The sequence below is a fragment of the Bradyrhizobium sp. CSS354 genome (assembly GCF_029051725.1).
Taxonomy (GTDB): domain Bacteria; phylum Pseudomonadota; class Alphaproteobacteria; order Rhizobiales; family Xanthobacteraceae; genus Bradyrhizobium.
In genome coordinates, this window is the sequence record NZ_JAACFU010000008.1 from 26,805 (window position 1) to 52,076 (window position 25,272).

A 25,272-nucleotide genomic window follows, 5' to 3' on the forward strand; every position below is an offset into this window, starting at 1 on the left:
AAATGTGTGTGGTATCAAGCAGCTAAGAGCACAAAAGGGAACTCAGGGCTCTGGAGCTCTTACGAAATTCGAGCAGTCGGCCTAAAATTTAGACGCGGATCCCCAGCGCTCAAAAACGATGCAGGCCCGAATCACACCTTCCAGCGGCCTACCTCGAAGGCCTCAAGATGACCCCGAATATTGGCGGGATCGAAGGCGGGGCCGGCGAATGCGCCGAATGCCGCGGGGGCCTGGGCGGGGGGCTGGCGGCCGAGGACGCCGTCATAGAGATCGGGCCTGAACACGGCCATGGCCGTCTTGACGCCGTCGGGCGTCAGCGTCGTCTGCCCCCAGCGCACCATCTGCGCATAGAGCCAGGCGGCCTGGACCGGATCGGGGCGCCCTGCTTCCTCGCGTCCCACCAGAAGGTAGCTGCCGCTCTCGCGAACGGTGCCGTCCGGCGAAATCTTGAGGCGTCCCGTGAGGGTGCGCTGGATGACTTCGGCATCGACGCCGATCCGCTCCGGCTGCGCCAGGATCCGCGCCGCTTCGGCCCGGTTTTCCGGGTGCTCGATGAACTCCGCGGCTTTCACCGCCGCGCGCACCAGGCTGGCCACCACGTCCGGATTCTTGTCGGCCCAGACCTGGCGGAGCGCGAGCACCTTCTCCGCCGCATGGGCCAGGATGTCGGAGACGAAATGCAGGATGTGGCCGATCCCGAGATCGACCGCGATCGAATTCCAGGGCGCGCCGACGCAGAACGCATCGACATGACCATTGGCGAGACTGTCCACCATATAGGGCGGCGGCAGCACCACCAGCCGCACGTCCTCGTCGGGATCGACGCCGGCCGCCGCCATCCAGAACCGCAATTGGTAATTGTGGGTCGAGAACGGGAAGGTCATGCCGAAGGTCAACGGATCGGCCCCCGCTTTGCGCCGCTTGGCGACCACGCGCGCCAACGCTTTTGCCGTTGCGAGCGGATCGAAGCGGTCGCCATCGATCTCCTCCATCAGCGCGGCATGAAGCGCCGGCGAGACCGTGATCGCATTGCCGTTGATGCCGAGATTGAAGGGCGCCGCGATCGGCACCTTGACATGACCGAGCCCGAGCGAGGACGCAATCGCGACGGGCGCGAGCAGATGCGCGGCGTCGAACAAGCCGATATTGAGCTTGTCGCGGACGTTGGACCAGGAGACCTCGCGGACCAGTTCGACCTCGAGCCCTTCGGCCGTGGCAAATCCCTTGTCGACGGCAACGATCAGCGCTGCGGCATCGACCAGCGGAATGAACCCGATGCGGAGGGGAACGGTCATTTCAGCATCTCCGACGCGGTGATGATCGACTGGGCGATCTCGCCGATTTTCTTCTTCTCGCGCATCGCGGTAGAGCGCAGCAGCACATAGGCCTCGTCCTCGGTCAGGCCCTTCACCTTCATCAGGATGCCCTTGGCCTTCTCGATGACCTTGCGATCCTCGAGCTGCGACTTGGTGCGCTCCAGCTCCTCCTGGAGTTTTGCGAAGGCATTGAAGCGCGACACGCAGAGGTCGAGGATCGGCTTGATGCGCTCCTTCCTCAGCCCGTCAACGATATAGGCGGAAACCCCCGCCTCGACCGAGGCCTGGATCGAGGATGAATCGCTCTGATCGACGAACATCGCGATCGGGCGCCGCACGGCGCGGCTGACCTGGAACATCGCTTCCAGCACGTCGCGGCTGGGGTTTTCAAGATCGATCAGGATGATGTCAGGGTCGACCGCATAAATACGGGCGAGCAGGCTTTGCATCTCGCTGATATGGACGATCTGCGTGAATCCGGCCTCCCGCAACCCTTCCTCGAGGATCGCAGCCCGGATCGGGCTTTCGTCGACGATCACGATTTTGGGCGACTGTTCGGCGCTCATTGCTCACTCACCACCAGTGATTCATCCATAGCATGCCCTCAGGCCCTGCAAAGGGTTGTAATTATGGGCAATTGGGACTAGCTCAACCCTGTCAATCAGGCAGATTTGGATATGGATCAGACGGCTGCGCCGAAGGTCAGCTTCGTGTCGCTCGGGTGCCCCAAGGCTTTGGTGGATTCCGAGCGCATCATCACGCGCCTGCGCGCCGAGGGTTACGAGCTCGCCCGCAAGCATGACGGCGCCGACATCGTCATCGTCAACACCTGCGGCTTCCTCGACAGCGCCAAGCAGGAATCGCTCTCGGCGATCGGCGAGGCCATGGCCGAGAATGGCAAGGTGATCGTGACCGGCTGCATGGGCGCGGAACCCGAGCAGATCGAGCAGGCCTATCCCGGCGTGCTCTCCATCAGCGGCCCGCAGCAATATGAGAGCGTGCTGGACGCCGTGCATCGCGCGCTGCCGCCCGCCCACAATCCGCATCTCGATCTGGTGCCGCCGCAGGGCATCAAGCTAACACCGCGCCACTACGCCTATTTGAAAATCTCCGAGGGCTGCAACAACCGCTGCACCTTCTGCATCATTCCGAAGCTGCGTGGCGACCTCGTCTCGCGACCGGCCAACGATGTGCTGCGCGAGGCCGAACGCCTGGTCGGCGCCGGCGTCAAGGAGCTGCTGGTGATCTCGCAGGACACCTCGGCCTACGGCGTCGATCTCAAATACGCCGAGAGCCCGTGGAAGGATCGCCAGGTCCGGGCCAAATTCATCGACCTCGCGCGCGAGCTCGGCGAATTGGGCGCCTGGGTCCGCTTGCAATATGTCTACCCCTACCCGCATGTCGACGAGGTCATCGCGCTGATGAACGAGGGCAAGGTGCTGCCCTATCTCGACATCCCGTTCCAGCACGCGAGCCCCGAGGTGCTGAAGGCGATGAAGCGCCCGGCGGCGCAGGACAAGACACTGGCGCGGATCAAGCGGTGGCGCGAGCAATGTCCCGATCTCGCTTTGCGCTCGACCTTCATCGTCGGCTTCCCCGGCGAGACGGATGCCGATTTCGCCTATCTGCTCGACTGGCTGGACGAAGCCGAGATCGATCGGCTCGGCTGCTTCAAATACGAGCCGGTCGCCGGCGCGACCGCGAACGCGATCGAGAACCCCGTGCCGGAAGAGATCAAGCAGGAGCGCTACAATGCGCTGATGGCGCGCCAGCAGAAGATTTCCGCACGCAGGCTGAAGCGCAAAGTCGGCACGCGCCAGCAGATCATCATCGACGAGGTCGGCCCGACCGTCTCAAAGGGCCGATCCAAGGCCGATGCGCCGGAGATCGACGGCGCCGTCTACCTGTCGAGCCGCCGCCCCTTGCGCGTTGGCGAGATCGTCACCGCGAAGATCGAACGCGCCGATCAATACGACCTGCACGGCAGCGTCGCGGGATTCTGATCTTCCGCTGACGCGGCCGTTGCAGCCACGAACTCGCTGCTCCCTCTCCCGCAAGCGGGAAAGGGAGCGGGTCATCGCTAAGCTACGGCAGCATCACGCTCGCCGTTCGCTTCTCCCGACGCCTGCTGTTCGTCACGCGCGGCGAACACTTCCTTAGCTGCGAACAGCCCGTTCAGCGCCGCCGGGAAGCCCGCATAGACGGCCATCTGCATGATGATCTCCACGATCTCGTCGCGAGACAGCCCGACGTTCAGACCCGCCTCGATATGCACCTTGAGCTGAGGCGCGGCATTTCCGAGCGCCGTCAGCGCGGCGATCGTGGCGATCTCTCGATCGCGCAGGCCGAGGCCGGGGCGGCAGTAAATGTCGCCGAACGGAAACTCGATCACGTATCGTGCGAAATCCGGAGCGATGTCGGCGAGTGAAGCGACGACCTTTTCGCCGGCGCTGCCGTCAATGCGTGACAGGGCCCGCTGGCCGCGATCGAACCGGCTTGCGTCTTGTGTTTGGGCGTGCGTCATTTTCCTTCGTCCTCTGTTCGTCGCTGGCATAGCCGGCGATCTTGGTATCAAGGACGAGCAGGCATTCCTGGAGTTCGGCGATCTGCGTGCGCACCTGTTCGCGGTGGACTTCCAGCATCTGCCGCCGGCTTGTGCCGGTAGCGTCGCCTTCGTCACGAAGCGCCGCGTAACGCAACATGTCCCGGATCGACATTCCCGTGGTCTTGAGCCGACCGAGGAATTCGATCCATCTGAGGATCGATGCGTCAAAGTCACGCTGGCCGGAGCGATCCCGGTCAGCGTATGGCAGCAGCCCGATGCGCTCATAATAGCGCAGCGTGTGCGTCGACAGGCCGGTCCGTTTTGCGAGGTCGCCGATCTTCATGTGTGCCCGTTCTCGTACTGACGCACGTACAGATACCCCTTCGAGCGCGCTCTAAGTCAAGGGGGATCGAAGGTGCCGTTCCCGCAACGTCGTGATAGCGCGGCAGCGGAACATTTCGGTGCGCGAGCTGGGCGGCAGCATCGCGGGATTCCGAGCTTCAGGATCCCGCTAGCCATTTCGGCACCCAGCGCTCCGGCCGCGGCGCGCAGGCAAGATCAGCTTGCGCCTCCGAGAGCAGCGCAGGCTCGCCGCCGATGCTCGGGCGCAGATCGTATTCGAAGTTCGGCATGACGCGGCCGTCGGCATAGAGGCCGAATTTCATCGCGTACCACAGCCCGAGCTCGGGCTGCGCGCGGCGCATCTCCTCGCGCAGATCGCGCAGCAGGGATTCGATCGAGGCGGCTTCCTCGAACGCCTGCGGCCCGCGCGTCAGGACGCGCGCCTGGTATTGCCTGCCGACGATCGCGATCTCGAAGCTCGTCCTGTCCCAGGGCTTCTTGCCCTTCGGCAGATGCGCGGCGAGGCGCCAGCCGAGTTCGGCCATCAAGCGATGATTGGCCCAGTAGTCTTCGCGATCCCGGCTCCATTTTTCCATGAAGCCGCGAAAGTCGGGCAGCTCCGACGGATCGTCATCGGGCGCCACCATCTCCCCGCTCAGCCGCCCGGTGAGCCATTGCGCGAGCTCGACCGTCTGACATTCGACTTCGTCGTGCGGCTTCAGATCGCTCCAAGCATTGTCGAATTGTTGCGACGTCAGTTTTGCGAGCAGGCCATCGAGGCTTGGCGCCAGCAGCTCGTAATCGCCCTCGGACCCAAGCCCCACGATCGGCGGATTGTCGCGGTCGAGACCCGCGCCATACCAGCCGCCAACAGCCGAGCCATCCGGCAGCCGCATGAACAGCGAAAACCGGTCGCGCAAGGGACTGCCGTCGACAATCGGCGCCTGATCGGAAAACTGGCCCTGCAGCGAGAAGCAGCCGACGCTGCCCCAGGGGCGCCCGTTCAGCCATCCGGCGAAGTCCAGCAACAGCGACGGCGCCTCGATGCCCGGCGGAAACGCGCCGCGAATGCTGTCGAGGTCGATCGGATAAGGCGTGTCGGACAAGGCTTTAAAAACAATCTGGTTGGTCCCGCCCCTCTTGGTCCGAACCGTCATGCGTTCGGTTCGAACCAATTCGCGTGCTGTGATCACAAACGCGCTAGGGACGTAATGGTTTCCAGGGGCGCATCTTTCACCTACCCCATGCACGCTGCGCGTGTGGCCTGTAAAGCGCCCGCTTGACAAGCCGTGCCATTCGCATGTATTGCCGCGCCCCATGATCAACGCTCGGACCCATCAGCGCACCGAAATGCTCCGCCGTCGCTTCCGCGACGATGAGAGGGTGCGCCATGTCCGACGACGCCGCTGAACCACTAAGTTCAGCCCCGTTCTCGAAAAGGCCGCACCCGCAAGGTGCGGCCTTTTTGCTTTTCCCGCGGCCTTTCCACCCACCTCCAGAGGAGTTCGACATGACCAACGCCACCCATCCGTATGCCGCGTTGATGGACATCACCGCCCGGCCCAAGACCGTGTTCGTCCGCGGCGCCGGCTCCTACCTCTGGGACGACAGCCGCAAGCGCTATCTCGATTTTGTGCAGGGCTGGGCCGTCAACTGCCTCGGCCACTCCCCGCCCGCGATCGCCGACGCGCTTGCCGCGCAGGCCAAGCGGCTGCTGACGCCGAGCCCGGCCTTTTACAACGAGCCCAGCCTGAAGCTCGCTGAGCAGCTTGTCGCAAATAGCGCGTTCGACCAGGTGTTCTTCGCGAATTCCGGTGCGGAAGCCAACGAGGGCGCGATCAAGCTCGCGCGCAAATATGGCCGCATCCATCGAGGTGGCGCGTTCGAGATCATCACCTTCGAGGGCGGCTTTCACGGCCGCACGCTGGCGACGATGTCGGCCTCAGGCAAGAAGGCCTTTGAGCCGTTGTTCGAGCCGAAGGTCGCCGGTTTCAAGAAGGCGAAGCTCAACGACATTGCGTCGGTCGAAAAGCTGATCAACGACAACACCGTCGCCGTGATGCTCGAGCCGATCCAGGGTGAATCAGGCGTATGGCCGGCGACCGATCAGTTCTTGCAGGAGTTGCGCGCCCTCACCGGTGCGCACGGCCTCCTCCTGATCTTCGACGAGATCCAGACCGGGATGGGCCGGACCGGGAAGCTCTTCCACTACGAGCACACCGGCATCGCGCCCGACATCATGACGCTCGGCAAGGGCATCGGTGGCGGCGTGCCGCTCGCGGCGTTGCTCGCGACCGAACGCGCCGCCTGCTTCGAGCACGGCGACCAGGGCGGCACGTTCAACGGCAACCCGATCATGTGCGCGGTGGGGCTCGCGGTGCTCGACGAAGTCAGCAAGCCGGAGTTCCTGAAGACGGCGACCGAAACCGGCCTGCTGCTCGAAAGCGAATTGCAGAAGGTCTCGGCGCGGCACGGGCTCGGCGAAGTGCGTGGCCGCGGGCTCCTGCTCGCGCTCGACCTCAAGCTGCCGATCGCACCCGGCATCGTCGCCCAGGCATTCGAGGCCGGCGTGCTCCTCAACGCGCCGCAGGTCGACACGTTGCGCTTTATGCCGGCGCTGAACGTCACACGGGCCGAGATCGCCGAGATGATCGATTGTCTCGATGGGATCTTGACCAGAGCCGGCGCGGCACGGCGGGTGGCGTAAGCTCGTCATTGCGAGGAGCGCAGCGACGAAGCAATCCAGACCGCCTCAACGGAAAGATTCTGGATTGCTTCGCTTCGCTCGCAATGACGGTGAATTACGGCTTCAAGATCGATGCGCCGGTGGTCTTGCGGCTTTCGAGATCGATATGCGCCTTGGCGGCGTCCTTAAGCGCGTAGGCATGGTTGATCGGCACGTGCAGCTTGCCGTTGATGACGGCGGCGAACAGCGTGTCGGCGCCTTCCAGCAGCTCCTTGCGCGTACCGATATAGTCGTTGAGCTTGGGCCGGGTCGCAAACAGCGAGCCGTGAGTGTTGAGTTCGGCGATCGAGAATGGCGGCACCGGGCCTGAGGCATTGCCGAAGGAGACGAACATCCCGCGCGGCTTCAGGCAAGACAGCGAGCCCGGGAACGTCGCCTTGCCGACGCCGTCATAGACCACGTCGCAGCCCTCGTTGCGGCTGATCTGTTTGACGCGCGCAACGAAGTCTTCCTCGTTGTAGAGGATGACATGGTCGCAGCCATTGGCCTCGGCAAGCGCAGCCTTCTCGCGCGAGCCGACGGTACCGATGACGTGGGCGCCCATTGCCCTCGCCCATTGGCAGGCGAGCAAGCCGATGCCTCCCGCCGCGGCATGGATCAGCACGCGATGATGCGGCTCGACCTTGAAAGTCTTGTGCAGCAGATACCAGACCGTCAGCCCCTTCAGCATCAGCACGGCGCCCTGCTCGTAGGTGATGTGGTCGGGCAGCTTGACCAGCCGCTCCCAGGGGATGTTGCGCTCCCCGGTATAGGCGCCGAGATTGTGGTAGTAGGCGACACGGTCGCCCGGATGGAAATTCGTCACGCCCGGCCCGACCGCGACGACTTCGCCCGAGGCTTCGTTGCCGGCGATGAAGGGCAGCCCCGGCGCCTTGTAGAGGCCGGTGCGGTAATAGACGTCGATGAAGTTCAGGCCGACGGCATGCTGGCGGATGCGCACCTCGCCGGGCCCGGGCGCCGGAACATCGACGCTCTCATAGACCAGGGCTTCGGGGCCTCCGACCTTGTGCACACGGACGGCTTTGGTCATCACCTGACCTCCTCTTCTGGCGGGCCAGCGAAAGACATCGCGCCCGCCTTGTCAACTCGACGCCGGCTGGAACGTCTAGACCGACGGCTTGCGGCTGTTCCTGCGGTTGCGTTTCGCCAGCACGTTGAAGAACTCGACCGCCGCCGAGAACGCAATCGCGAAATAGATGTAGCCGCGCGGGATGTGGAATTGGAATCCGTCCGCAACCAGCGCCACGCCGATCAGCACCAGGAAGGCCAGCGCCAGCATTTTCGTGGTCGGATGCTCCGCGACGAATCGCGACACCGGTCCGGACGAAATGTACATGATCACGCAGGCGATCACGACGGCCGCGATCATGATCTCGATGTCCTGCGCCATGCCGATCGCGGTGATGATCGAGTCCAGCGAGAACACGATGTCGATGATCACGATCTGGACGATGACCCAGAAGAAAGCGCTACGAGGCGACCTCGCGTCGCCCTCGCCGTCATCGGCTTCGACCTCGCCGTGGATCTCGTGCGTCGCCTTCGCGATCAGGAACAGGCCGCCGCCGATCAGGATGAGGTCGCGCCACGAGAAGCCGTAGCCCGAAAACGAAAGCACCGGGGCGGTCAGGCCGATCAGCCAGACCAGGAGGCTGAGCAGGATGATGCGGAAGATCAGCGCCAGCGCGAGGCCGACCTGGCGGGCGCGGTGCGCCTGCTTCTCGGGAATGCGCGAGACGATCACCGACAGGAAAATGACGTTGTCGATCCCGAGCACGATTTCGAGCGCGGTCAAGGTGAGGAGCGCGGCCCAGGCTTCGGGGCTGGTCAACAGGTGCATCATGCGAAGGATCTTGTCAGCCGTATCAATGCGTCGCTGAAGCTGATCCAGAGTGCGATCGCGCAGAGCGCGACAGTCACGCCGGTGCCGACGCGAAAGTCCATCTGCAGCGTGTAGAAGGAGAGCAGAGCCCAGATCGCAATCAGCGTCATCGTCAGCCAGCGCAGCCGCACGACGCGCACCGGATGCAGCACATGGAAGGGCACGAAGGTCAGCACCACCAGGCTTGCGACCAGCAGCGTCGACAGCAGCGGCGGCCAGTGCAGCAGGAACAGATAGAACGCCGCCGCATTCCACAGCGCCGGAAAGCCGCGGAAATGATTGTCGTCCGCCTTCATGCGCAGATCGGCGAAATATAATGCGCTGGTGACGATAATGGCGACGCCGAGCAAGGGAGCAGCGACCGGCAGCAGCAGGCCGCTGGCCACGATCGCATAGGCCGGCACGAAGACGTAGGTGACGAAATCGACCACGAGATCGAGCACGTCGCCCGACCAGTTCGGCTGCACGTCCTTGACGTTGAGCCGGCGCGCAATCGGCCCGTCGATCGCGTCGATGATGAGGGCGACGCCCAGCCATTGAAACATCGCCGCCCAGTGCTCGCGCACGGCCTCAAGCATCGCCAGCAGCGCGATCGCCGCACCGAACGCGGTGAAGATGTGCACCGAGAAGGCAGCGGCGCGGATCGCGGGCCTGGGCTTCAGGGAATCCTCTTGGCTGTCCATGGCTTCTGCTATCAGAACGACACCGATTTGCACATAAGCCATTGCGGCGCCCGGTCGCACAATTCGTCATAAAATCAGGGAAATATGACTGGGCTTGAATTTGCCGCGGGGCGTGTCCAATGTCGTTCCATGACAGATGCATCGACACTCTTTGACGCCGCCGTGATCGGCGGCGGACCGGCGGGACTTGGCGCGGCCATCGCATTGGCGCAGGCGGGCGCACGGACCGCGCTGGTGGCGCGTCGCGTGCCCTATGCCGACAATCGCACCACGGCGCTACTCGGTGCCTCCGTCGATCTGCTGGAGAGCCTCGACGTCTGGCCGCGCTGCAAGGACAAGGCGGCCGCGCTCGAAATCATGCGGCTCGTCGACGACACCGGTCGGCTCTTCCGCGCGCCTGAGGTCCGGTTCTCCTGCCACGAAATCGGCCTCGATGCCTTCGGCTACAACATCGACAACCGCTCGCTGATGCTGGCGCTGGAAGCGCGCGCGGCCGAACTGCCCGGTCTCGTCCGTTTCGACGACGAGGCCGAAACTGTCGTCATCGAAGCCGATGACGTCGCGATCCGCACGGCCGCTGCGCAATTTCTCTCGGCCCGCCTCGTGGTCGGCGCCGACGGCCGGCATTCGCTTTGCCGCGAAGCCTCCGGCATCGCGGTGACGCGGCGCGAGCTGACGCAGACTGCGCTGACCTTCAACGTCGGCCACGCGCGGCCCCATCGCAACGTCTCGACCGAGTTCCACACGCCGCATGGCCCTTGCGTGTTCGTGCCCCTGCCCGGCGATCGCTCCAGCGTCGTCTGGGTCTCGGCGCCTGCGGACGCCGAGCGGCTTCGTGGCCTGAGCGACGAGGAATTGTCCGCGGCAATCGAGAAGCAGTCCCATTCGATCCTCGGGCGCATGACGGTCGAGCCGGGTCGCCATCTGTTCCCGCTGGCGATCGAACGTCCAAAATCCTTCGGCCGCGACCGCATCGCGCTGGTCGGCGAAGCCGCCCATGTGGTTCCCCCGATCGGCGCCCAGGGTCTCAATCTCGGCCTCCGCGATGCCGCCGACATTGCGAGGCTTGCAGGCGATGCCATCGCGGCCGCTCAGGATCCTGGCGCAGCAGACGTGCTCAAGCGTTACGACCGGGCCCGGCGCCCGGACATCCTGAGCCGGACCTTTGCGATCGACATCGCCAACCGCTCGCTGCTCAACGATTTCCTGCCGCTCCAGCCGGTCCGCGCGGTCGGCATGCACCTGCTCGGTGCGATCGGCCCGCTCCGCCGCTTTGCTATGCGCGAAGGCCTGACGCCGACTTGGCGGCGCTAGGCCCGCTTAAGGAAACGCCAGCCGGCCGGTCTGGATCGCCCACATCACGGTGGTGAGCGTGACCACGGACGCAAACGTCCCGAGCAGCACCGCGACCGAGGCGGACTCGATCCAGGCGTCGTTCTGCCGGGCGATGACGAACACGTTCAGGGCCGGCGGCAGCGAGGCCATCAGCACGGCGGTCGCGGCCCAGGGCTGCGCAAACGGGCCGAACGCAAGCATCAGGCCGAACGCTGCGAGCGGGTGGATCAGGAGCTTGACCGCGATCACGCCCGGCACTTCCCACGGGACCCGATCGAACGGACGAAGCGCCACGGTCACGCCGAGCACGAACAGCGCGGTCGGGGCGGCTGCGTTCTGGAGGAAGGTGATGGTGCGATCGAGCGCGACGGGCATCTCGATATGCAGCGATGCGAAGGCCGCGCCAAAACAGGCCGACATGATCAGCGGATTGAGCACGATCTGCTTCAGCACCACGCCGAAGGCATGCACGATCGAGGGATGGTCGCGGTCGGAGAGCTCGATCAGCAGCGGCACGATCGTGAACAGGAAGATGCTGTCGCAGCAGAAGATCAGCGCGGTCGGCGCCGAGGCCTTCGGCCCGAGCACGGCGAGCGCCAGCCCCGGTCCCATGTAGCCGATATTGCCGTAGCCGCCGGAGAGCCCGGCGAGCGTCGCCTCGCGCAGCGTCAGCCCGCCGAGAACTTTGCCGACGACCAGCGCGAGTGTGAACGCCGCAACTGTCGACAGCGTGGTCGCGACCAGGAACGGCGGGTTGTTCAATTCGGAGAACGGCGTCTTCGACATGATCGCAAACAGCAGCGCCGGCAGCGACACATAGAGCAGGAAGAAGTTCATCCAGGCCAGGCCCGATTCCGGCAGCGATTTGACCTTGCCACAGGCGAATCCAACGAAGATCAAGCCGAAATAAGGTAGAGCCAGATTGAGGATATCGACCATTGATGAAGTGTTTTCTGAACATTGGGGGGCTATCTGCCCCGCAACCGCGGGTTAATTCCAGATCAGGGCACTAGCATCGGCCACAATCCTGGTCTATCGACGGGGAATGATTAAAGCGCGGACCGCCAAATTCCAGATCGGACAGGTCGTGCGCCACCGGATCTTCTCGTTCCGGGGCGTGATCTTCGACATTGATCCGGAATTCAACAACACCGAAGAGTGGTGGCTGTCGATCCCCGAGGAGGTGCGGCCTCACAAGGACCAGCCGTTCTATCACCTGCTCGCGGAGAACGCGGAATCGGAATACGTCGCCTACGTCTCCGAACAGAATCTCGTGCCGGACGATTCCGGCGAACCGGTCCGGCATTCCCAGGTCGCCGAGATCTTCGTCAAGGACAAGACCGGCGGTTACCGCCCGCGCAATCCGTCGCTGAACTGAATTTTCGCAGCCATCAACTGGCCAGCAAAAAAGGCGCTCGAACCGAGCGCCTTTTTCATGTCGGGATCGGGTCCCGATTACTTCTGGCCGGCGGGCGGCGTGCCCTGCTGCTCGAGCTTCTTGCGCTGCTCGTCAGCCTTCTTCTGAAGCTCTTCCTGGAGCTTCTTCTGGGTTTCCTCGAACACCTTCGGATCCGTCGGCGGACCATCATAGGCCTTCTGGAATTCGCCGGCGAGCGGCAGCGGCAAGGTCAGCGGTGCGCCGTTCGCATTGATCGCCTGAACAACGAGGTTCTGGCCCTTCTTCATGTTGTTGATGAACTCGGGCGTGGCCTCGTAGTCGGACATGCAGCCGTTCTGGAAACAGATCACATAAGGGCTCTGCAACGGCGGATTGTTGTCCACGATGATGCGGGTACCGTGCACCAACTGCATGCCGAGCGGCAGCGTCACGCGCAGGATCTTCTTCGGCTCGCCTTCCGGCTCGATGATGACGGCCGCGATGACCGGCTGGCCTGACTCGATACGACCGTCCTTGCCGGTGAAGCAGACCTGCTTGGCATTGGCGTCCTGGCCCTTGAGGCAGAACTTGGTCCAGGGGGCATAGATCAGCTGGATCTGCTGATCGGCCGGCTGGGCCGCACCCTGCTGGGCCGGCGCTCCTTGTTGGGCGGGAGCCGGCTGGGCGGGTGCCTGAGCGGCCGGCGCCGGCGCTTTTGGGGCAGCCTTCGGAGCGGCCTTCGGGGCAGCCTTGGGCGCGGGCGCGCCCGGAGCTGGCGCGGGAGCCTGGGCCTCGGCGGCAAACGGGACGGCCAACGCCGTCGCCGTCAACAAGGCGAGAAGTCGCCCGCGCGGCCGGACGGACGCGGCCAAGTAACGGAAATTCATTGCGGAAAACCCTTTCTGAACGGGAAGTGCCCGAACCGCTTCGACGCACCGAGCCTGGCCGCGTTGGGCGCGGCTCTCTCCCCGTCAAATGAGGCGGATAAGTGACGGGCTCGGCGCTCTTGCGCGATTGCGTGCCTTCTTAACGTGGCCGACGAAAAGATCAATGCCGACAACCGTCTTTGGCCGCGTGCCGGCGTGGGCCCCGGGGAAAATCCCTGTGATAGGATTCAGGCCCGCCCGGTCCTCGAATCAACGTGTGCAGATGTTCATGTTCCAGCGCCTTCTCGAGGGCCGCCCAGTGGGTCTTTGCGTCCGCCTCTGTGTCCTGGCTTTCGCCTTGGGGCTTCCGGCAAGCGGTGCGGGGGCCGAGGAAGCCCACGCCATCGCCATGCACGGCAAGCCGGCGATGCCTGCCGATTTCAACCACATGCCTTACGTCAACCCTGACGCCCCCAAAGGCGGCCGGCTGACTTGGGGCGTTCTCGGCACGTTCGACAGCCTCAATCCCTTCATCGTCAAGGGACTGGCCGTGCAGCCTGTACGGAACTACGTGGTCGAGAGTCTGCTCGCGCGCGGCAATGACGAGCCGTTCACGCTCTACGGCCTGCTCGCCAGATCGGTCGAGACCGATGACGAGCGCAGCTTTGTCACGTTCCACATCGATCCCCGCGCCCGCTTCTCCGACGGCAAGCCGGTCCGCGCCGAGGACGTGCTGTTCTCCTGGCAGTTACTGCGCGACCACGGCCGTCCCAACCACCGGCAATATTACGGCAAAGTCGCAAGTGCCGAGGCGCCGGATCCCCTCACCGTCCGCTTCGACCTTGCGGGCGCCAATGACCGCGAACTGCCGCTGATCCTCGGCCTGATGCCGATCCTGCCGAAACATGCGGTCGACGTCGCGACGTTCGAGGAGACGACGCTGACGGGCCCGGTCGGCTCCGGCCCCTATCGCGTCACCGCAGTGAGGCCCGGTGCCAGCGTGACGCTCACCCGCAATCCCGACTATTGGGGCCGTGACCTCCCTATCAATCGCGGGCTCTACAATTTCGACGAGATCAGGCTCGACTATTTTCGCGAGGCCAACGGCCAGTTCGAAGCTTTCAAGCGCGGCCTCTATGATTTCCGCATCGAGCACGAGCCGCTGCGCTGGCACGACGGCTACGACTTTCCCGCCGCGAAGAATGGCGATGTGATCCGCGACACCTTCAAGCCGGGCGTGCCGCAACCTTCCGAATTTCTGGTGTTCAACACGAGGCGTCCCATCTTCGCCGACATCCGCGTGCGCCAGGCGCTGACGCTGCTGTTCGATTTCGAGCTGGTCAACCGCAACTACTTCTTCAACCTCTACTCGCGCGTCGCCGGCTATTTTGCCGGCTCGGACCTGTCAGCGTATGGCCATCCCGCCGATGCGCGCGAGCGCGAGCTGCTCAAGCCGTTCGCCGCGCAGATCCCGCCTGACATACTGGACGGCAGCTACCGCCTGCCGGTGACCGACGGTTCTGGGCGCGACCGTACCACTCTACGCGCGGCTCTGAAGTGGTTGTCGGAGGCCGGCTACGATCTCGACGGCACCGTGCTGCGCAACCGCGCCACCAAGGCGCCCTTCACCTTCGAGATCCTGGTCACGACCCGCGACCAGGAACGCGTCGCGCTTGCCTTTCAGCGCGACCTCAGGCGCGCCGGCATCGAGCCCAGCGTCCGATCGGTCGATCCCGTGCAGTTCGACCAGCGCCGGCTCGCCTACGAATTCGACATGATCCAGAACCGTTGGGACCAGTCGCTGTCGCCCGGCAACGAGCAATATTTCTACTGGGGGAGCGCTGCCGCCGATAATCCGGGCACCCGCAATTACATGGGGGCCCGGGATCCCGCGGTCGATGCGATGATCGCCGCACTGCTGGAAGCCCGTGAACATACGGATTTCGTATCCGCAGTGCGGGCGCTCGATCGCGCCTTGATCTCCGGTTTCTACACAATCCCCCTGTTTAACGTATCCGAGCAATGGATCGCGCGCTGGAATCGGATAGAACGGCCAGAGGCCACCTCGCTGTCAGGCTATTTGCCGGAGACCTGGTGGTCGAAGGGGCAGCCGCAAGCTCATCAAGCAAAGTGACGCCGTGAACCAGCCAGCCGTATCGCCGACGCTCGACACGCTGTTTCAGCGCACGCTGATGCGGCAGCCGCACGCGACCGCTCTGCTCGACCCGCTGAACAAGTTCCGCGTGACCGGGCACCAGCCGCGGCGGATGAGCTATGCCGAGGCTGACACGGCCATCGAGGCGCTGTCGGCGTATTTCGTCGAATCAGGCCTGCCGGCCAATTCCGTCATCGCCATCCAGCTGCCGAATACGGTCGAGTTCGTACTCACCGTCCTCGCCGCCCATCGCGCGGGACTCGTCGTCGCCGTGCTGCCGCTGCTCTGGCGCCATGCCGAACTGACCGCCGCTCTGAACCGCACCGCGGCGCGCGCCATCGTCACCATGAGCAAGGTCGACGGCGTCAACTATGCCGACCTCGCAATGCATGCGGCCGCGGAAGCCTTCTCGATCCGCCATGTCTGCGGCTTCGGCACCGACCTGCCCGAAGGCATGGCCTCGCTCGACGACGTCTTGGCCCGTCCGCCCGGCACCGCGCGCGCCGTGATTCAGGATGGCCGCAAGGCGGCGATGATCTCCTTCGACGTCACCGCGGAAGGCTTTCGTCCGGTGCCACGGCCGCATTTCAGCCTGATCGCCGGTGGGCTCGCGATGTCGCTGGAAGCCGACATCAGGCAAGGCGCGACCGTGATGGCGGCGTTCACGCCGATGTCGTTCGCAGGGCTCGCCTCCTCGCTCGCGGTGTGGCTGCTGTGCGGCGGCACACTGGCGCTGCATCATCCGTTCGAGAACGACGTGCTGGAGCAGCAGATCAACGCGCACGAATGCGACGTGCTGATCGCACCGGCGCAATTTGCCCAGCGGCTCGGCGATTCCGATCTCGCGGCGCGGATGCCGACCTTGCGCAACGTCATCGGCCTGTGGCGCGCCCCCGAGCAGGTGGCGGCGAGCGAGGCATGGATCGCGCCGCACGCGCCGTTCACGGACGTCTATCTGTTCGGCGAGGCCGGATTGTTCGGCGCCCGGCGTGGCGAAGACGGCATGCCGGTGCCGGTGATGCCGGGACCGCACGGCGCGCCGCGCGAGCAGTCGGGTTCGTCGATCGCCGGCGAGATTCTGCTGACGCCGAAAGGCACGCTCGGCCTGCGCGGCCCGATGGTGCCGATCGCGGCCTACGCCCCGCCGCCGCCGGTCGGCGACACCCTGATCGCGCAGCCGCCACGCGACTATGTCGATACCGGCTATGCCGCGCGGCTCGACCGTCCCAGCGGCGCGATCTGCATCACCGCGCCGCCCTCCGGGATCATGGCGGTCGGCGGCTACCGCTTCCTCTCCAACGACCTCCAGGAATGGGCGCGACGGCTCGGCCAGGGTGCGCTGCTGACCGCGCTGCCCGACCGGCTCTCCGGTCACCGGCTCGCGGGCCGCGCCCAGGACAATGCCCGCGCCCGCGAGGCGCTCAGCGAACTCGGGCTTAACCCGCTGATGGTCGAAGCTTTTCGCGATCGATCCGGGCCGGTCTAAGCGAAGTTTCGACCGTTCCATTGACGCTGCATTAAGGCGGCCGGACTAGATTGCGCGGCACCTGTCGCGTGATCAGAGTCTCTCGATGTCCCAGGCTGGCCCGATCCTGTTTGTGTCCAATGGCGAACGGCCGGCCTTCATTGCGGCGCTGGACGAGGCGCGATTCTTCCCCGTGATCGACACCGGCTGGGCCGGCGCGGTGCGCGCGGTCGAAGAGGTGCAGCCGGCCGTGGTTCTCGCCGCGATGCATGCCGGGCACGAGCCGCATCTGGCGTTGCTCGCCAGGAAGATCGCGGAGCAATCACCCTACCTCCCCTTCGTGGCGCTGGATGCGGCGGGCGCGCTCCCGCACAACGCCCTGCCTTTCTCCTCCTCGCGCGCTGGCCATTCCGAACGCCTGATCGCGCGGCTTCGCGCCGCGCTGCGCATTCGCACGCTCCACGCCACGGTGCTGCGCCGGCTGCCGGAGGTGAAGGTCGCACTGCCGGAGGCCGATCCCGCACGCGATGCTACGGTGCTTCTGATCGGCCGCGGCGCGGCTTACCCTGCGCTTTCCGTCGCGCTCGGCGAGCGCGTCGGCGTGGTGGGAGCGCTCTCGATCGAGGCCGCGGCCAAGCATCTCAACACCCGCGACCTCGACGGCGTCGTGCTCGCCGAAGGTTTTACCGCCCGCGTGACCGATGCCTTCCTCACGGTGCTCGCCGAGGACACCCGCTTCCGCAGCCTGCCCGTGATCCTCACCGCGCATCAGTTGACGCAGACCTACGACCTGCCCAATCTCGAACTGATCCCGGGCGAGCCGGCGAAAGTCGCCGCCAACGCACTGCCCCTGATCCGCCAGCACGCGATGGAAGCTCAGCTGAGCCGCACGCTGCGCTCGATCGATGCCGGCGGCTGGCTCGACCCGCGCAGTGGCCTGCTCACGGTGGAAGCTTTTGCGCGCGATTTTGCCAAGGCTGTCGAGCAGACGCTGGCCCGCGGCGGCGGCCTCTCGGTCGCGCGCTTCGCCTTCGACCCCGGCAATTCCCGCGCCCAGCTCGATGCCGCGCGCATTCTCAGCCGCCTGATGCGGCAGATGGATTTTGGCGCGGCGCAGAAGGACGGTTCTGTCATCGTCGTGTTCGCGGAGACCGACTTCCGCACCGCGCACATGATCGCCCGCCGTCTCTCCGCGGTGATGCGGCACACCTCGAACGGCAAGCACGAGATGCGCAGCGATCCCGTCGTCTCGGTGGATTCGCTGTCGCCGTCGGATACGGCAAGGTCGCTGCTCGGACGGCTGTCGGCCGACGCGTCGCGCGCGGCGTCGTAGGTACCTCGCGAGCTGCTGCAACAAACACCGTCATTGCGAGCGTAGCGAAGCAATCCAGAATCTTTCCGCGGGGAACAGTCTGGATTGCTTCGCTGCGCTCGCAATGACGTGGTGAGACCTGAAGCCTCACGCCGCCTTCTTGCTCTGCGCGAGCTGTGCCAGCTGGCGCATGATCTCGGTGGTGCCGGCCAGACGCTCTTCCGGCGTTTCCCAATCCTGCAGGAACACCACCTTCATGTCGGGCCGCACCTTCGCGGCCTGGCCGTGGCTGCGGATGAAGCTCACCAGGCGATCGGGATGGGCAAAGGAATTGTCGCGGAAGGCGATAACGGCGCCCTTCGGGCCGGCATCGATCTTGCCGACATTGGCCTGACGGCAGAACGCCTTGATCGCGGCGACCTTGAACAAATAGCGCACCTCGTCCGGCAGCACACCAAAACGATCGCGCATCTCGGCGCCAAAATTCTCGATCTCCTCCTCGCTGTCGAGGTCGGCGAGCCGGCGGTAGAGCGACAGCCGCACCGAGAGATCGCCGACATAGTCTTCCGGAATGAGCACGGGCATGCCGATGGTGATGGTCGGCGACCAGCGATCGGCGGCGGGCTCGGACACGCCGGCCTTGAGGTTGACGATCGCCTCCTCCAGCATCGACTGGTAGAGTTCGAAGCCGACCTCCTTGATATGGCCGGACTGCTGCTCGCCCAGAATGTTGCCGGCGCCGCGGATATCGAGGTCGTGCGAGGCGAGCTGGAACCCCGCGCCCAGCGTCTCCAGCGATTGCAGCACGGTGAGCCGGCGCTCGGCCTGCGCCGTGATCTTCTGCTGCGCCGGCAGCGTGAACAGCGCATAGGCCCGCAGCTTGGAACGGCCGACGCGGCCGCGGAGCTGATAGAGCTGGGCGAGGCCGAACATGTCCGCGCGATGCACGATCAGCGTGTTGGCATTGGGGATGTCGAGGCCGGATTCCACGATCGTGGTCGACAGCAGGATGTCGAACTTGCCGTCGTAGAACGCGGTCATGATGTCCTCGATCACGGCGGGCGGCATCTGCCCGTGCGCGACCGCGACCTTCATCTCCGGCACGTTCTTGTCGAGGAAGTCCTTGACCTCGGCGAGGTCGTCGATGCGCGGCACCACGTAGAACGCCTGGCCGCCGCGATAGCGCTCGCGCAGCAGCGCCTCGCGGATCATCAAGGGGTCGTGCGGGGCGACGAAGGTACGGACCGCGAGGCGGTCGACGGGGGGCGAGGCGATGATCGAGAGCTCGCGCACGCCGGTGAGCGCCAATTGAAGCGTACGCGGGATCGGCGTCGCCGACAGCGTCAGCACGTGAACCTCGGCGCGGAGCTGCTTCAGCCGCTCCTTGTGGGTGACGCCGAAATGCTGCTCCTCGTCGACGATCAGCAGGCCGAGATCCCTGAACTTGATCGACTTGCTGAGCAGCGCATGGGTGCCGACGACGATGTCGACCGAGCCGTCGGTGAGCCCTTTCTTGACCAGATTGAGCTGCTTGGCCGGGACCAGGCGGGAGGCCTGCGCGACCTGGACCGGGAAACCCTTGAAACGGTCGGTGAACGTCTTGTGGTGCTGACGGGCGAGCAGCGTGGTCGGCACCACGACCGCGACCTGCTTGCCTTCCAGCGCCACGGCGAAGGCGGCGCGCAAGGCCACCTCGGTCTTGCCGAAGCCGACGTCGCCGCAGATCAGCCGGTCCATGGGACGGCCGAGCTCGAGATCCTTCAGCGTGGACTCGATCGCGCCAAGCTGGTCCTCGGTCTCGTCATAAGGAAAGCGCGCGCAGAACTCGTCGTAGAGGCCCGGCTGCACCGGCAGCTTCGGCGCCTCGTGCAGGTGGCGCTCGGCAGCGATCTTGATCAGCTCGCCCGCGATCTCACGGATGCGGTTCTTGAGCTTGGCCTTGCGCGTCTGCCAGCCCGAACCACCGAGACGATCGAGTTCGACCGTGGTCTGGTCGGAGCCATAGCGCGACAGCAGCTCGATGTTCTCGACCGGCAGGAACAGTTTTGTCTCGGCGGCATAATGCAGCTCGAGGCAGTCATGGGGCGCGCCGGCGACGTCGAGCGTCTGCAGGCCGATGAAGCGGCCGATACCGTGATCGACGTGGACCACGATGTCGCCGGCGGCGAGGCTCGTCACCTCCGAGATGAAATTGTCGAGCTTGCGGTTCGCCTTGCGCGGCCGGACCAGGCGATCGCCAAGGATGTCCTGCTCGCTGATAACAGCGATCTCGTCGGTCTCGAAACCGCTTTCCAGGCCGAGCACGGCCAGCATGGTCTCGTTGCGCGGGGTGGCCTGCACCGTGCGCCAGCTGTTGACGCTGGTCACTGGGGTGAGCTTGTGATCGCGCAGCATCGAGGTCATGCGGTCGCGCGAGCCCTCCGTCCAGAGCGCGATGACCACCTTCTTGCGGCTTGTCAGCAGCCCATGCACATGTGCGACGACGGCTTCGAAGACGTTGACCTTGCTATCGTTGCGCTCCGGCGCGAAGTCGCGGCCTTTGCGTGCGCCGGCATCGACCACGCTGGTACCATCTGCAGGCACCGAAAACTGCGTCAGCCGCACCAGCGGCATCCCGCTCTCGCGCTTGCCCCATTCCTCCTCAGTCAAATAGAGCCTGTCAGGCGGCAGCGGCTTGTAGATGGCGCCGCCGCCCGGATGCTCCATCGCGTCGCGGCGCGCCTGATAATAATCGAGGATCTGCTTGAAGCGCTCGCGGATGGCATCCTCGGCCTGCGGCTCGATCGCGACGGCTGCCCCTTGCAGATAGTCGAACAGCGTGTCCATCCGGTCCTGGAACAGCGGCAGCCAATGTTCCATGCCGGGATGACGGCGGCCCTCGCTGACGGCCTCGTAGAGCGCATCGTCACGCTCGGGCGCGCCGAACTCGGCGACATAGCCCATGCGGAAGCGGCGGATGGTGTCGGTGACGAGCTGGAATTCGGAGATCGGCACGAGATCGAGCGCGCGCATATCGAGCAGCGTGCGCTGAGTCTCGGCATCGAATGTGCGGATCGATTCCAGGCTGTCGCCGAAGAAGTCGAAGCGGACCGGCTGTTCCAGGCCGGCCGGAAACAGGTCCAGAATGCCGCCGCGCACGGCGTATTCGCCGGGCTCGCGCACGGTCGAGGAGCGGTTGTAGCCGTTGTGCTCGAGCCAGGCGACGATGGTGTCCATCGGCACGACGTTGCCCGGCGCGACCGACAGCGCCTGCGCCGCGACGAGCTCGCGCGCCGGCACGCGCTGTACGACCGCGTTCACCGTGGTCAGCACGATCAGGGGCTTGTCGCTGCCGGTCAGTGACGCCAGGCGTGCCAGCGTCGTCAGGCGCTGGGCGAGAACGCCACCATGCGGCGAGACGCGGTCATAGGGCTGGCAGTCCCAGGCGGGGAAAGTCAGCACGGGCAAATCGGGCGCGAAGAATTGCAGCGCACGTTCGAGCTGCTGCATCCGCGGCCCGTCGCGGCAGATCACCGCGAGGCTGACAGCCGGCTTCTTCGGCCGCGCCGCGATGGCGCGCGCGAGATCGGAAACGACGAGGCCCTCGGCGCCCTCGGCGACATTGGCAAGCGTCAGCGCGCGGCCGGGCGTGAGCAGCTCGGCCGGCGATTTCATCCCCTGCTTCATACGTCGCGGTCCGCGATCGGAAACGCCTTGATGCGCGCAAACAGCGGGCCGATGACTTCGGCGGGAAGCACCTTGTCGCCGGTGATGGCGGCATAGAGGTCGGGATCGGCCTCTTCGAGCAGGGTCTCGAGCTGCGTCAGTTCGTCATCGGACAGATTGCCGATCTCGGCATCCGCGAAGCGGCCGAGGATCAGGTCCATCTCGCGCGTGCCGCGGTGCCAGCAGCGGAACAGAAGCCGCTTGCGGCGGTCGTCCAGCCCGTTGCTCGATCGTGTCGTTCCCGTCATGTCTCAATTCCAGTCAAACGCCAAAAGCCCGGACGTGCCGGGCCGGGGTGATATAGCCACTCGGGCGGGCCCTGTCAGCCCTCGATTTGTCATGGCCCGCTGCCGCCGCGGGGACACGAAAAAACACGTGGATGCTGGGCATAAAGCCGGGCATGACGAGCGAAAACGATCCTAGGTTCGCCTGATGCGCCCCAGCCTGCTCAATCCGCTGTTTGCCCCCGTGACCAGCCTCTCCGGCGTCGGTCCGAAGCAGGACAAGCTGCTGCAATATCTGCTCAGCCGCAATGAGACGCCGCGGCTGGTCGATCTGTTGCTGCATCTGCCGAGCCAGGTCATCGACCGCCGCGCCCGGCCGCAGATCGTCGATGCCGTGCAGGGAACCATGGTGACGCTGGAGGTCACCGTCGACCGCCACCGCCCGCCCCCGCCACGCAATGCGCGCGCGCCATATCTGGTTTACGCCAGCGACGATACCGGCGACGTCGTGCTGACGTTCTTCCGCGCAAAGCCCGGCTATGTCGAGAAGCTGCTGCCGATCGGCGAGAAGCGCTTCGTCTCCGGCACGCTCCAGATGTACGACGGCATCCCACAGATCGTGCATCCCGACCGGGTGCTGGACGAGGAGGCGATTTCAAAACTCTCCGGCATCGATCCGGTCTATCCCCTGACCGAAGGCCTTGCACTCGGCTCGCTGCGCCGCGCGGTCGCGCAGGCGCTGCAAAAGCTGCCGGCGCTGCCGGAATGGATCAGTCCGGAAGTGCTGCGCCGCTGCGGCTTCCCGCCGATCGCCGAGGCGCTCACCCGCGTGCATCAGCCGGTCGAGCTCACCGACATTCTGCCCGACCAGCCGTTCTGGTCCCGGCTCGCCTTCGACGAGTTGCTCGCCGGCCAGCTGGCCCTTGCCTTGATCCGCGCCCAATTGCGTCGCCCGGCCGGTGTGCGCAACGCCGGCGACGGGCACCTCCGCAACAAGATCATCGACGCCCTGCCCTACGCGCTCACGATCTCCCAGCGCGATGCTGCGGCGGCCATTGCCAATGATCTGCAACAGCCGGTGCGCATGTTGCGTCTGCTCCAGGGCGACGTGGGCTCCGGCAAGACCGTGGTCGCGCTGCTCGCCGCCGCTGCCGTCACCGAGGTCGGCAAGCAGGCCGCCCTGATGGCGCCGACCGAAATCTTGGCCCGTCAGCACATCAAGACCATCGCGCCGCTCGCAGAGCGCGCGGGCATGCGGGTCGCGATCCTCACCGGCCGCGAAAAGGGCAAGGAGCGGCGGGAACTCTTGGCACACCTCGAAGCCGGCGAGATCGACCTGCTCGTCGGCACCCATGCGCTGATCCAGGACGACGTGATCTTCAGTGATCTCGCCCTCGCCGTCGTCGACGAGCAGCATCGTTTTGGCGTGCGCGAGCGGCTGGCACTGACGTCAAAGGGCGAGGCCGTCGACGTGCTGGTGCTGAGCGCAACGCCGATCCCGCGCACGCTGGTGCTGACCTATTTCGGCGACATGGACATCAGCGAGCTCAGGGAGAAGCCGGCCGGACGCCAGCCGATCGAAACCCGCACCATCTCGATGAGCCGTCTCGGCGAGGTCACCGACAGCATCGGCCGCGCGGTCGAATCTGGCAAGCTGGTCTACTGGATCTGCCCGCTGGTCGAGGAATCCGAGGCCGAAGGTACCGAGCACCTGACCAATGCGACCAAGCGCTTCGAAAGCCTGCAGAAGCGCTTCGGCGACCGCGTCGGCCTCGTCCACGGCCAGATGAAGGGTACCGAGAAGGACCGCGTCATGGGCCAGTTCGCCGCCCACGAGATCGGCCTGCTGGTCGCGACCACCGTGGTCGAAGTCGGTGTCGACGTGCCGGCGGCGACCATCATGGTGATCGAGAACGCCGAACGCTTTGGCCTCGCCCAGCTTCATCAATTGCGCGGCCGCATCGGGCGCGGCTCGGAGGCCTCGACCTGTCTGCTGCTCTACTCCGAGCCGCTCGGCGAGATGTCGAAGGCGCGGCTGAAGGTGATCCGCGAGACCACCGACGGTTTTCGGATCGCCGAGGAAGACCTGAAGCTGCGCGGCGAAGGCGATGTGCTCGGCGTGCGCCAGAGCGGCCTGCCCGGCTACCGCATCGCCCGCTCGGAGGTGCACGGCCAGCTCATCACCCAGGCCCGCGACGAGGCGCTGCGCATCCTGAAGGACGATCCGAAGCTCAAGGGCGAGCGCGGCGAGGCGCTGCGATGCCTGCTGTATCTGTATGAGCGGGACGAAGCGATCCCGCTGATCGGGGCGGGTTAGCTGACCGCTCTCTGCCGCCCGATCTCGTAGGCCGCCACATGCGCCCGGGCGAGATCCAGCAGGGGCGTGTCGATGCCGAGCATACGGGCGCGATTGGCCATATCGCCAAGGATATGCTCGGCCTCGGTGATCGAGCCACGCTCGATATCACGCAGCATCGAGGCCTTGAGCGGAGAGTCTGGAGTCGTGAACAGTTTTCGGTCAAACTCGATGAAAGGCGCTCGCGGCTCAAAACCCGAGGCGGTCGCGACGGCGCAGCATTCGGCGAACAGTCGGAAGATGGATTGCTCGCCGTTCGGCACGGCCAGAATGTCTCCGATGCTTGCACGCATCAGGCAGGTGATGCCGGCGAGCGTCGAGAGCTGGACGAATTTCTCCCACATGTCCTGCATGATCGCTTCGCTGGCGCGCACGTCGATACCGGGCACGTGCAGCAGCGTCTCCAGGGCCAGCACACGCTCGCTCAATGAACCCTCGATCTCGCCGAACACGATGGTCTGATTGGCCATGAACTGAACGACACGGCCATCCGCATCGAGCCCGGCACTGACGTTCGCAAGCCCGCCGAGCACCTGCGCGGCGCCGAACCGCACAGTCAGTGCGTCGACATGTTTCAACCCGTTGAGGATCGGCAAAATCATCGTGTTGGCGCCAACCGCCGGGGCAAACTGAGCCATCGCATCGTCGAGCGAGTAGGATTTCACCCCGACGAGCACGACGTCGAACGTTTCCTTGAGATCGTTGGCCAGGATGACCTTCGGCTGTACGGCAAAGTCGCCGTGCGGGCTCACGACCTGCAATCCATTCCGCCGCAATTGCTCCGCACGCCCGGCCCGCACCAGAAAGGTCACGTCGCCGCCGGCTCGGACCAGGCGCGATCCGTAATAGCCTCCAAGCGCTCCCGCGCCGATCACAAGTACTCTCATTCGAACTCCCGTTGCGGAGGAATTGCCTCCGCAGAAACAATAACAGATGGGCCACGCGTCGTCTCCTCCCCGTCATTG

General features: G+C 65.2%; 21 protein-coding genes. 8 read left to right on the forward strand and 13 right to left on the reverse strand.

All coding sequences use genetic code 11. From position 1 onward, the window contains the following. Window positions 1-131: 131 nt before the first annotated feature. Together GWG67_RS20400 and GWG67_RS20405 are read right to left on the reverse strand one after the other, a co-directional pair. Window positions 132-1,295 (reverse strand): CmpA/NrtA family ABC transporter substrate-binding protein, encoded by a 1,164-nt coding sequence (locus GWG67_RS20400; RefSeq protein WP_275171111.1) that lies wholly within the window; start codon window positions 1,293-1,295, stop codon window positions 132-134. Next, a complete protein-coding gene (locus GWG67_RS20405; RefSeq protein ID WP_106944809.1) occupies window positions 1,292-1,882 on the reverse strand; it encodes an ANTAR domain-containing response regulator in 591 nt (196 codons plus the stop codon). Before GWG67_RS20405 ends, GWG67_RS20400 begins: the two co-directional genes overlap by 4 nt. A gap of 111 nt (window positions 1,883-1,993) precedes the next feature. Here GWG67_RS20405 and rimO point away from each other — a divergent pair, with 111 nt between their 5' ends. Next, window positions 1,994-3,319, forward strand: a complete 1,326-nt coding sequence (gene rimO / locus GWG67_RS20410; protein WP_275171112.1) for a 30S ribosomal protein S12 methylthiotransferase RimO — start codon at window positions 1,994-1,996, stop codon at window positions 3,317-3,319. A 77-nt stretch (window positions 3,320-3,396) separates the two neighbouring features. On the opposite strand, the gene GWG67_RS20415 is transcribed toward rimO, so the two are convergent. The 3 genes from GWG67_RS20415 to GWG67_RS20425 form a co-directional block, all read right to left on the reverse strand. After that, window positions 3,397-3,840, reverse strand: coding sequence for a carboxymuconolactone decarboxylase family protein (locus GWG67_RS20415; RefSeq protein WP_275171113.1), 444 nt, complete (start codon window positions 3,838-3,840; stop codon window positions 3,397-3,399). Continuing rightward, entirely contained in the window at window positions 3,773-4,204 is a 432-nt protein-coding gene (locus GWG67_RS20420) for a MerR family transcriptional regulator (RefSeq protein ID WP_275171114.1), read from the reverse strand. Before GWG67_RS20420 ends, GWG67_RS20415 begins: the two co-directional genes overlap by 68 nt. A gap of 157 nt (window positions 4,205-4,361) precedes the next feature. Beyond that, window positions 4,362-5,309 (reverse strand): hypothetical protein, encoded by a 948-nt coding sequence (locus tag GWG67_RS20425; RefSeq protein ID WP_275171384.1) that lies wholly within the window; start codon window positions 5,307-5,309, stop codon window positions 4,362-4,364. Between the two features lie 404 nt (window positions 5,310-5,713). Between GWG67_RS20425 and GWG67_RS20430 the strand changes: the two genes are divergently transcribed. Beyond that, the gene (locus tag GWG67_RS20430) at window positions 5,714-6,910 is read left to right on the forward strand and encodes an acetylornithine transaminase (protein WP_275171115.1); all 1,197 of its coding nucleotides are present in this window, start codon (window positions 5,714-5,716) and stop codon (window positions 6,908-6,910) included. Window positions 6,911-7,004: 94 nt separating this feature from the next. Here the strand turns inward: GWG67_RS20430 and GWG67_RS20435 are convergent, their stop codons facing one another. From GWG67_RS20435 to pcsA, 3 genes are all read right to left on the reverse strand, one after another. Further along, entirely contained in the window at window positions 7,005-7,979 is a 975-nt protein-coding gene (locus GWG67_RS20435; protein ID WP_247499072.1) for a quinone oxidoreductase, read from the reverse strand. A gap of 75 nt (window positions 7,980-8,054) precedes the next feature. Beyond that, complete coding sequence (locus tag GWG67_RS20440; protein WP_275171116.1) at window positions 8,055-8,789, reverse strand: TerC family protein; 735 nt, start codon at window positions 8,787-8,789, stop codon at window positions 8,055-8,057. Next, window positions 8,786-9,553: a phosphatidylcholine synthase gene (pcsA, locus tag GWG67_RS20445; protein WP_275171117.1), complete on the reverse strand. Its 768-nt coding sequence runs from the start codon at window positions 9,551-9,553 to the stop codon at window positions 8,786-8,788. Before pcsA ends, GWG67_RS20440 begins: the two co-directional genes overlap by 4 nt. An 87-nt stretch (window positions 9,554-9,640) precedes the next feature. Here pcsA and GWG67_RS20450 point away from each other — a divergent pair, with 87 nt between their 5' ends. Next, entirely contained in the window at window positions 9,641-10,825 is a 1,185-nt protein-coding gene (locus tag GWG67_RS20450) for a UbiH/UbiF family hydroxylase (protein WP_275171118.1), read from the forward strand. A gap of 6 nt (window positions 10,826-10,831) precedes the next feature. Here the strand turns inward: GWG67_RS20450 and GWG67_RS20455 are convergent, their stop codons facing one another. Then, window positions 10,832-11,785 carry an AEC family transporter gene (locus GWG67_RS20455; protein ID WP_275171119.1) on the reverse strand — a complete coding sequence of 318 codons (954 nt, stop codon included), beginning with the start codon at window positions 11,783-11,785 and terminating at the stop codon, window positions 10,832-10,834. A gap of 106 nt (window positions 11,786-11,891) precedes the next feature. On the opposite strand from GWG67_RS20455, the gene hspQ reads away from it, so the two are divergent. Continuing rightward, a complete protein-coding gene (gene hspQ / locus GWG67_RS20460) occupies window positions 11,892-12,224 on the forward strand; it encodes a heat shock protein HspQ (RefSeq protein WP_027518019.1) in 333 nt (110 codons plus the stop codon). Between the two features lie 77 nt (window positions 12,225-12,301). On the opposite strand, the gene GWG67_RS20465 is transcribed toward hspQ, so the two are convergent. Next, complete coding sequence (locus GWG67_RS20465; RefSeq protein WP_275171120.1) at window positions 12,302-13,111, reverse strand: invasion associated locus B family protein; 810 nt, start codon at window positions 13,109-13,111, stop codon at window positions 12,302-12,304. 262 nt (window positions 13,112-13,373) lie between these two features. Between GWG67_RS20465 and GWG67_RS20470 the strand changes: the two genes are divergently transcribed. The 3 genes from GWG67_RS20470 to GWG67_RS20480 all read left to right on the forward strand — a co-directional run bounded on the left by GWG67_RS20470 (window position 13,374) and on the right by GWG67_RS20480 (window position 18,043). Continuing rightward, window positions 13,374-15,224 carry an extracellular solute-binding protein gene (locus tag GWG67_RS20470; RefSeq protein ID WP_275171385.1) on the forward strand — a complete coding sequence of 617 codons (1,851 nt, stop codon included), beginning with the start codon at window positions 13,374-13,376 and terminating at the stop codon, window positions 15,222-15,224. A gap of 4 nt (window positions 15,225-15,228) precedes the next feature. Continuing rightward, window positions 15,229-16,731, forward strand: a complete 1,503-nt coding sequence (locus GWG67_RS20475; protein ID WP_275171121.1) for a class I adenylate-forming enzyme family protein — start codon at window positions 15,229-15,231, stop codon at window positions 16,729-16,731. A gap of 85 nt (window positions 16,732-16,816) precedes the next feature. Continuing rightward, on the forward strand, window positions 16,817-18,043 hold the full coding sequence (locus GWG67_RS20480) for a GGDEF domain-containing protein (RefSeq protein ID WP_275171122.1): 1,227 nt from the start codon (window positions 16,817-16,819) through the stop codon (window positions 18,041-18,043). A 126-nt stretch (window positions 18,044-18,169) separates the two neighbouring features. Here the strand turns inward: GWG67_RS20480 and mfd are convergent, their stop codons facing one another. Together mfd and GWG67_RS20490 are read right to left on the reverse strand one after the other, a co-directional pair. Next, on the reverse strand, window positions 18,170-21,688 hold the full coding sequence (gene mfd, locus GWG67_RS20485) for a transcription-repair coupling factor (protein ID WP_275171123.1): 3,519 nt from the start codon (window positions 21,686-21,688) through the stop codon (window positions 18,170-18,172). After that, window positions 21,685-21,975, reverse strand: coding sequence for a succinate dehydrogenase assembly factor 2 (locus GWG67_RS20490; RefSeq protein ID WP_275171124.1), 291 nt, complete (start codon window positions 21,973-21,975; stop codon window positions 21,685-21,687). The genes mfd and GWG67_RS20490 overlap by 4 nt, the downstream gene beginning before the upstream one ends. A 184-nt stretch (window positions 21,976-22,159) precedes the next feature. Here GWG67_RS20490 and recG point away from each other — a divergent pair, with 184 nt between their 5' ends. Beyond that, window positions 22,160-24,268 carry an ATP-dependent DNA helicase RecG gene (gene recG, locus GWG67_RS20495; protein WP_275171125.1) on the forward strand — a complete coding sequence of 703 codons (2,109 nt, stop codon included), beginning with the start codon at window positions 22,160-22,162 and terminating at the stop codon, window positions 24,266-24,268. On the opposite strand, the gene panE is transcribed toward recG, so the two are convergent. After that, window positions 24,265-25,194: a 2-dehydropantoate 2-reductase gene (gene panE, locus GWG67_RS20500; protein WP_275171126.1), complete on the reverse strand. Its 930-nt coding sequence runs from the start codon at window positions 25,192-25,194 to the stop codon at window positions 24,265-24,267. The two genes, recG and panE, sit on opposite strands and share 4 nt — an antisense overlap. Between the last annotated feature and the right edge of the window lie 78 nt (window positions 25,195-25,272).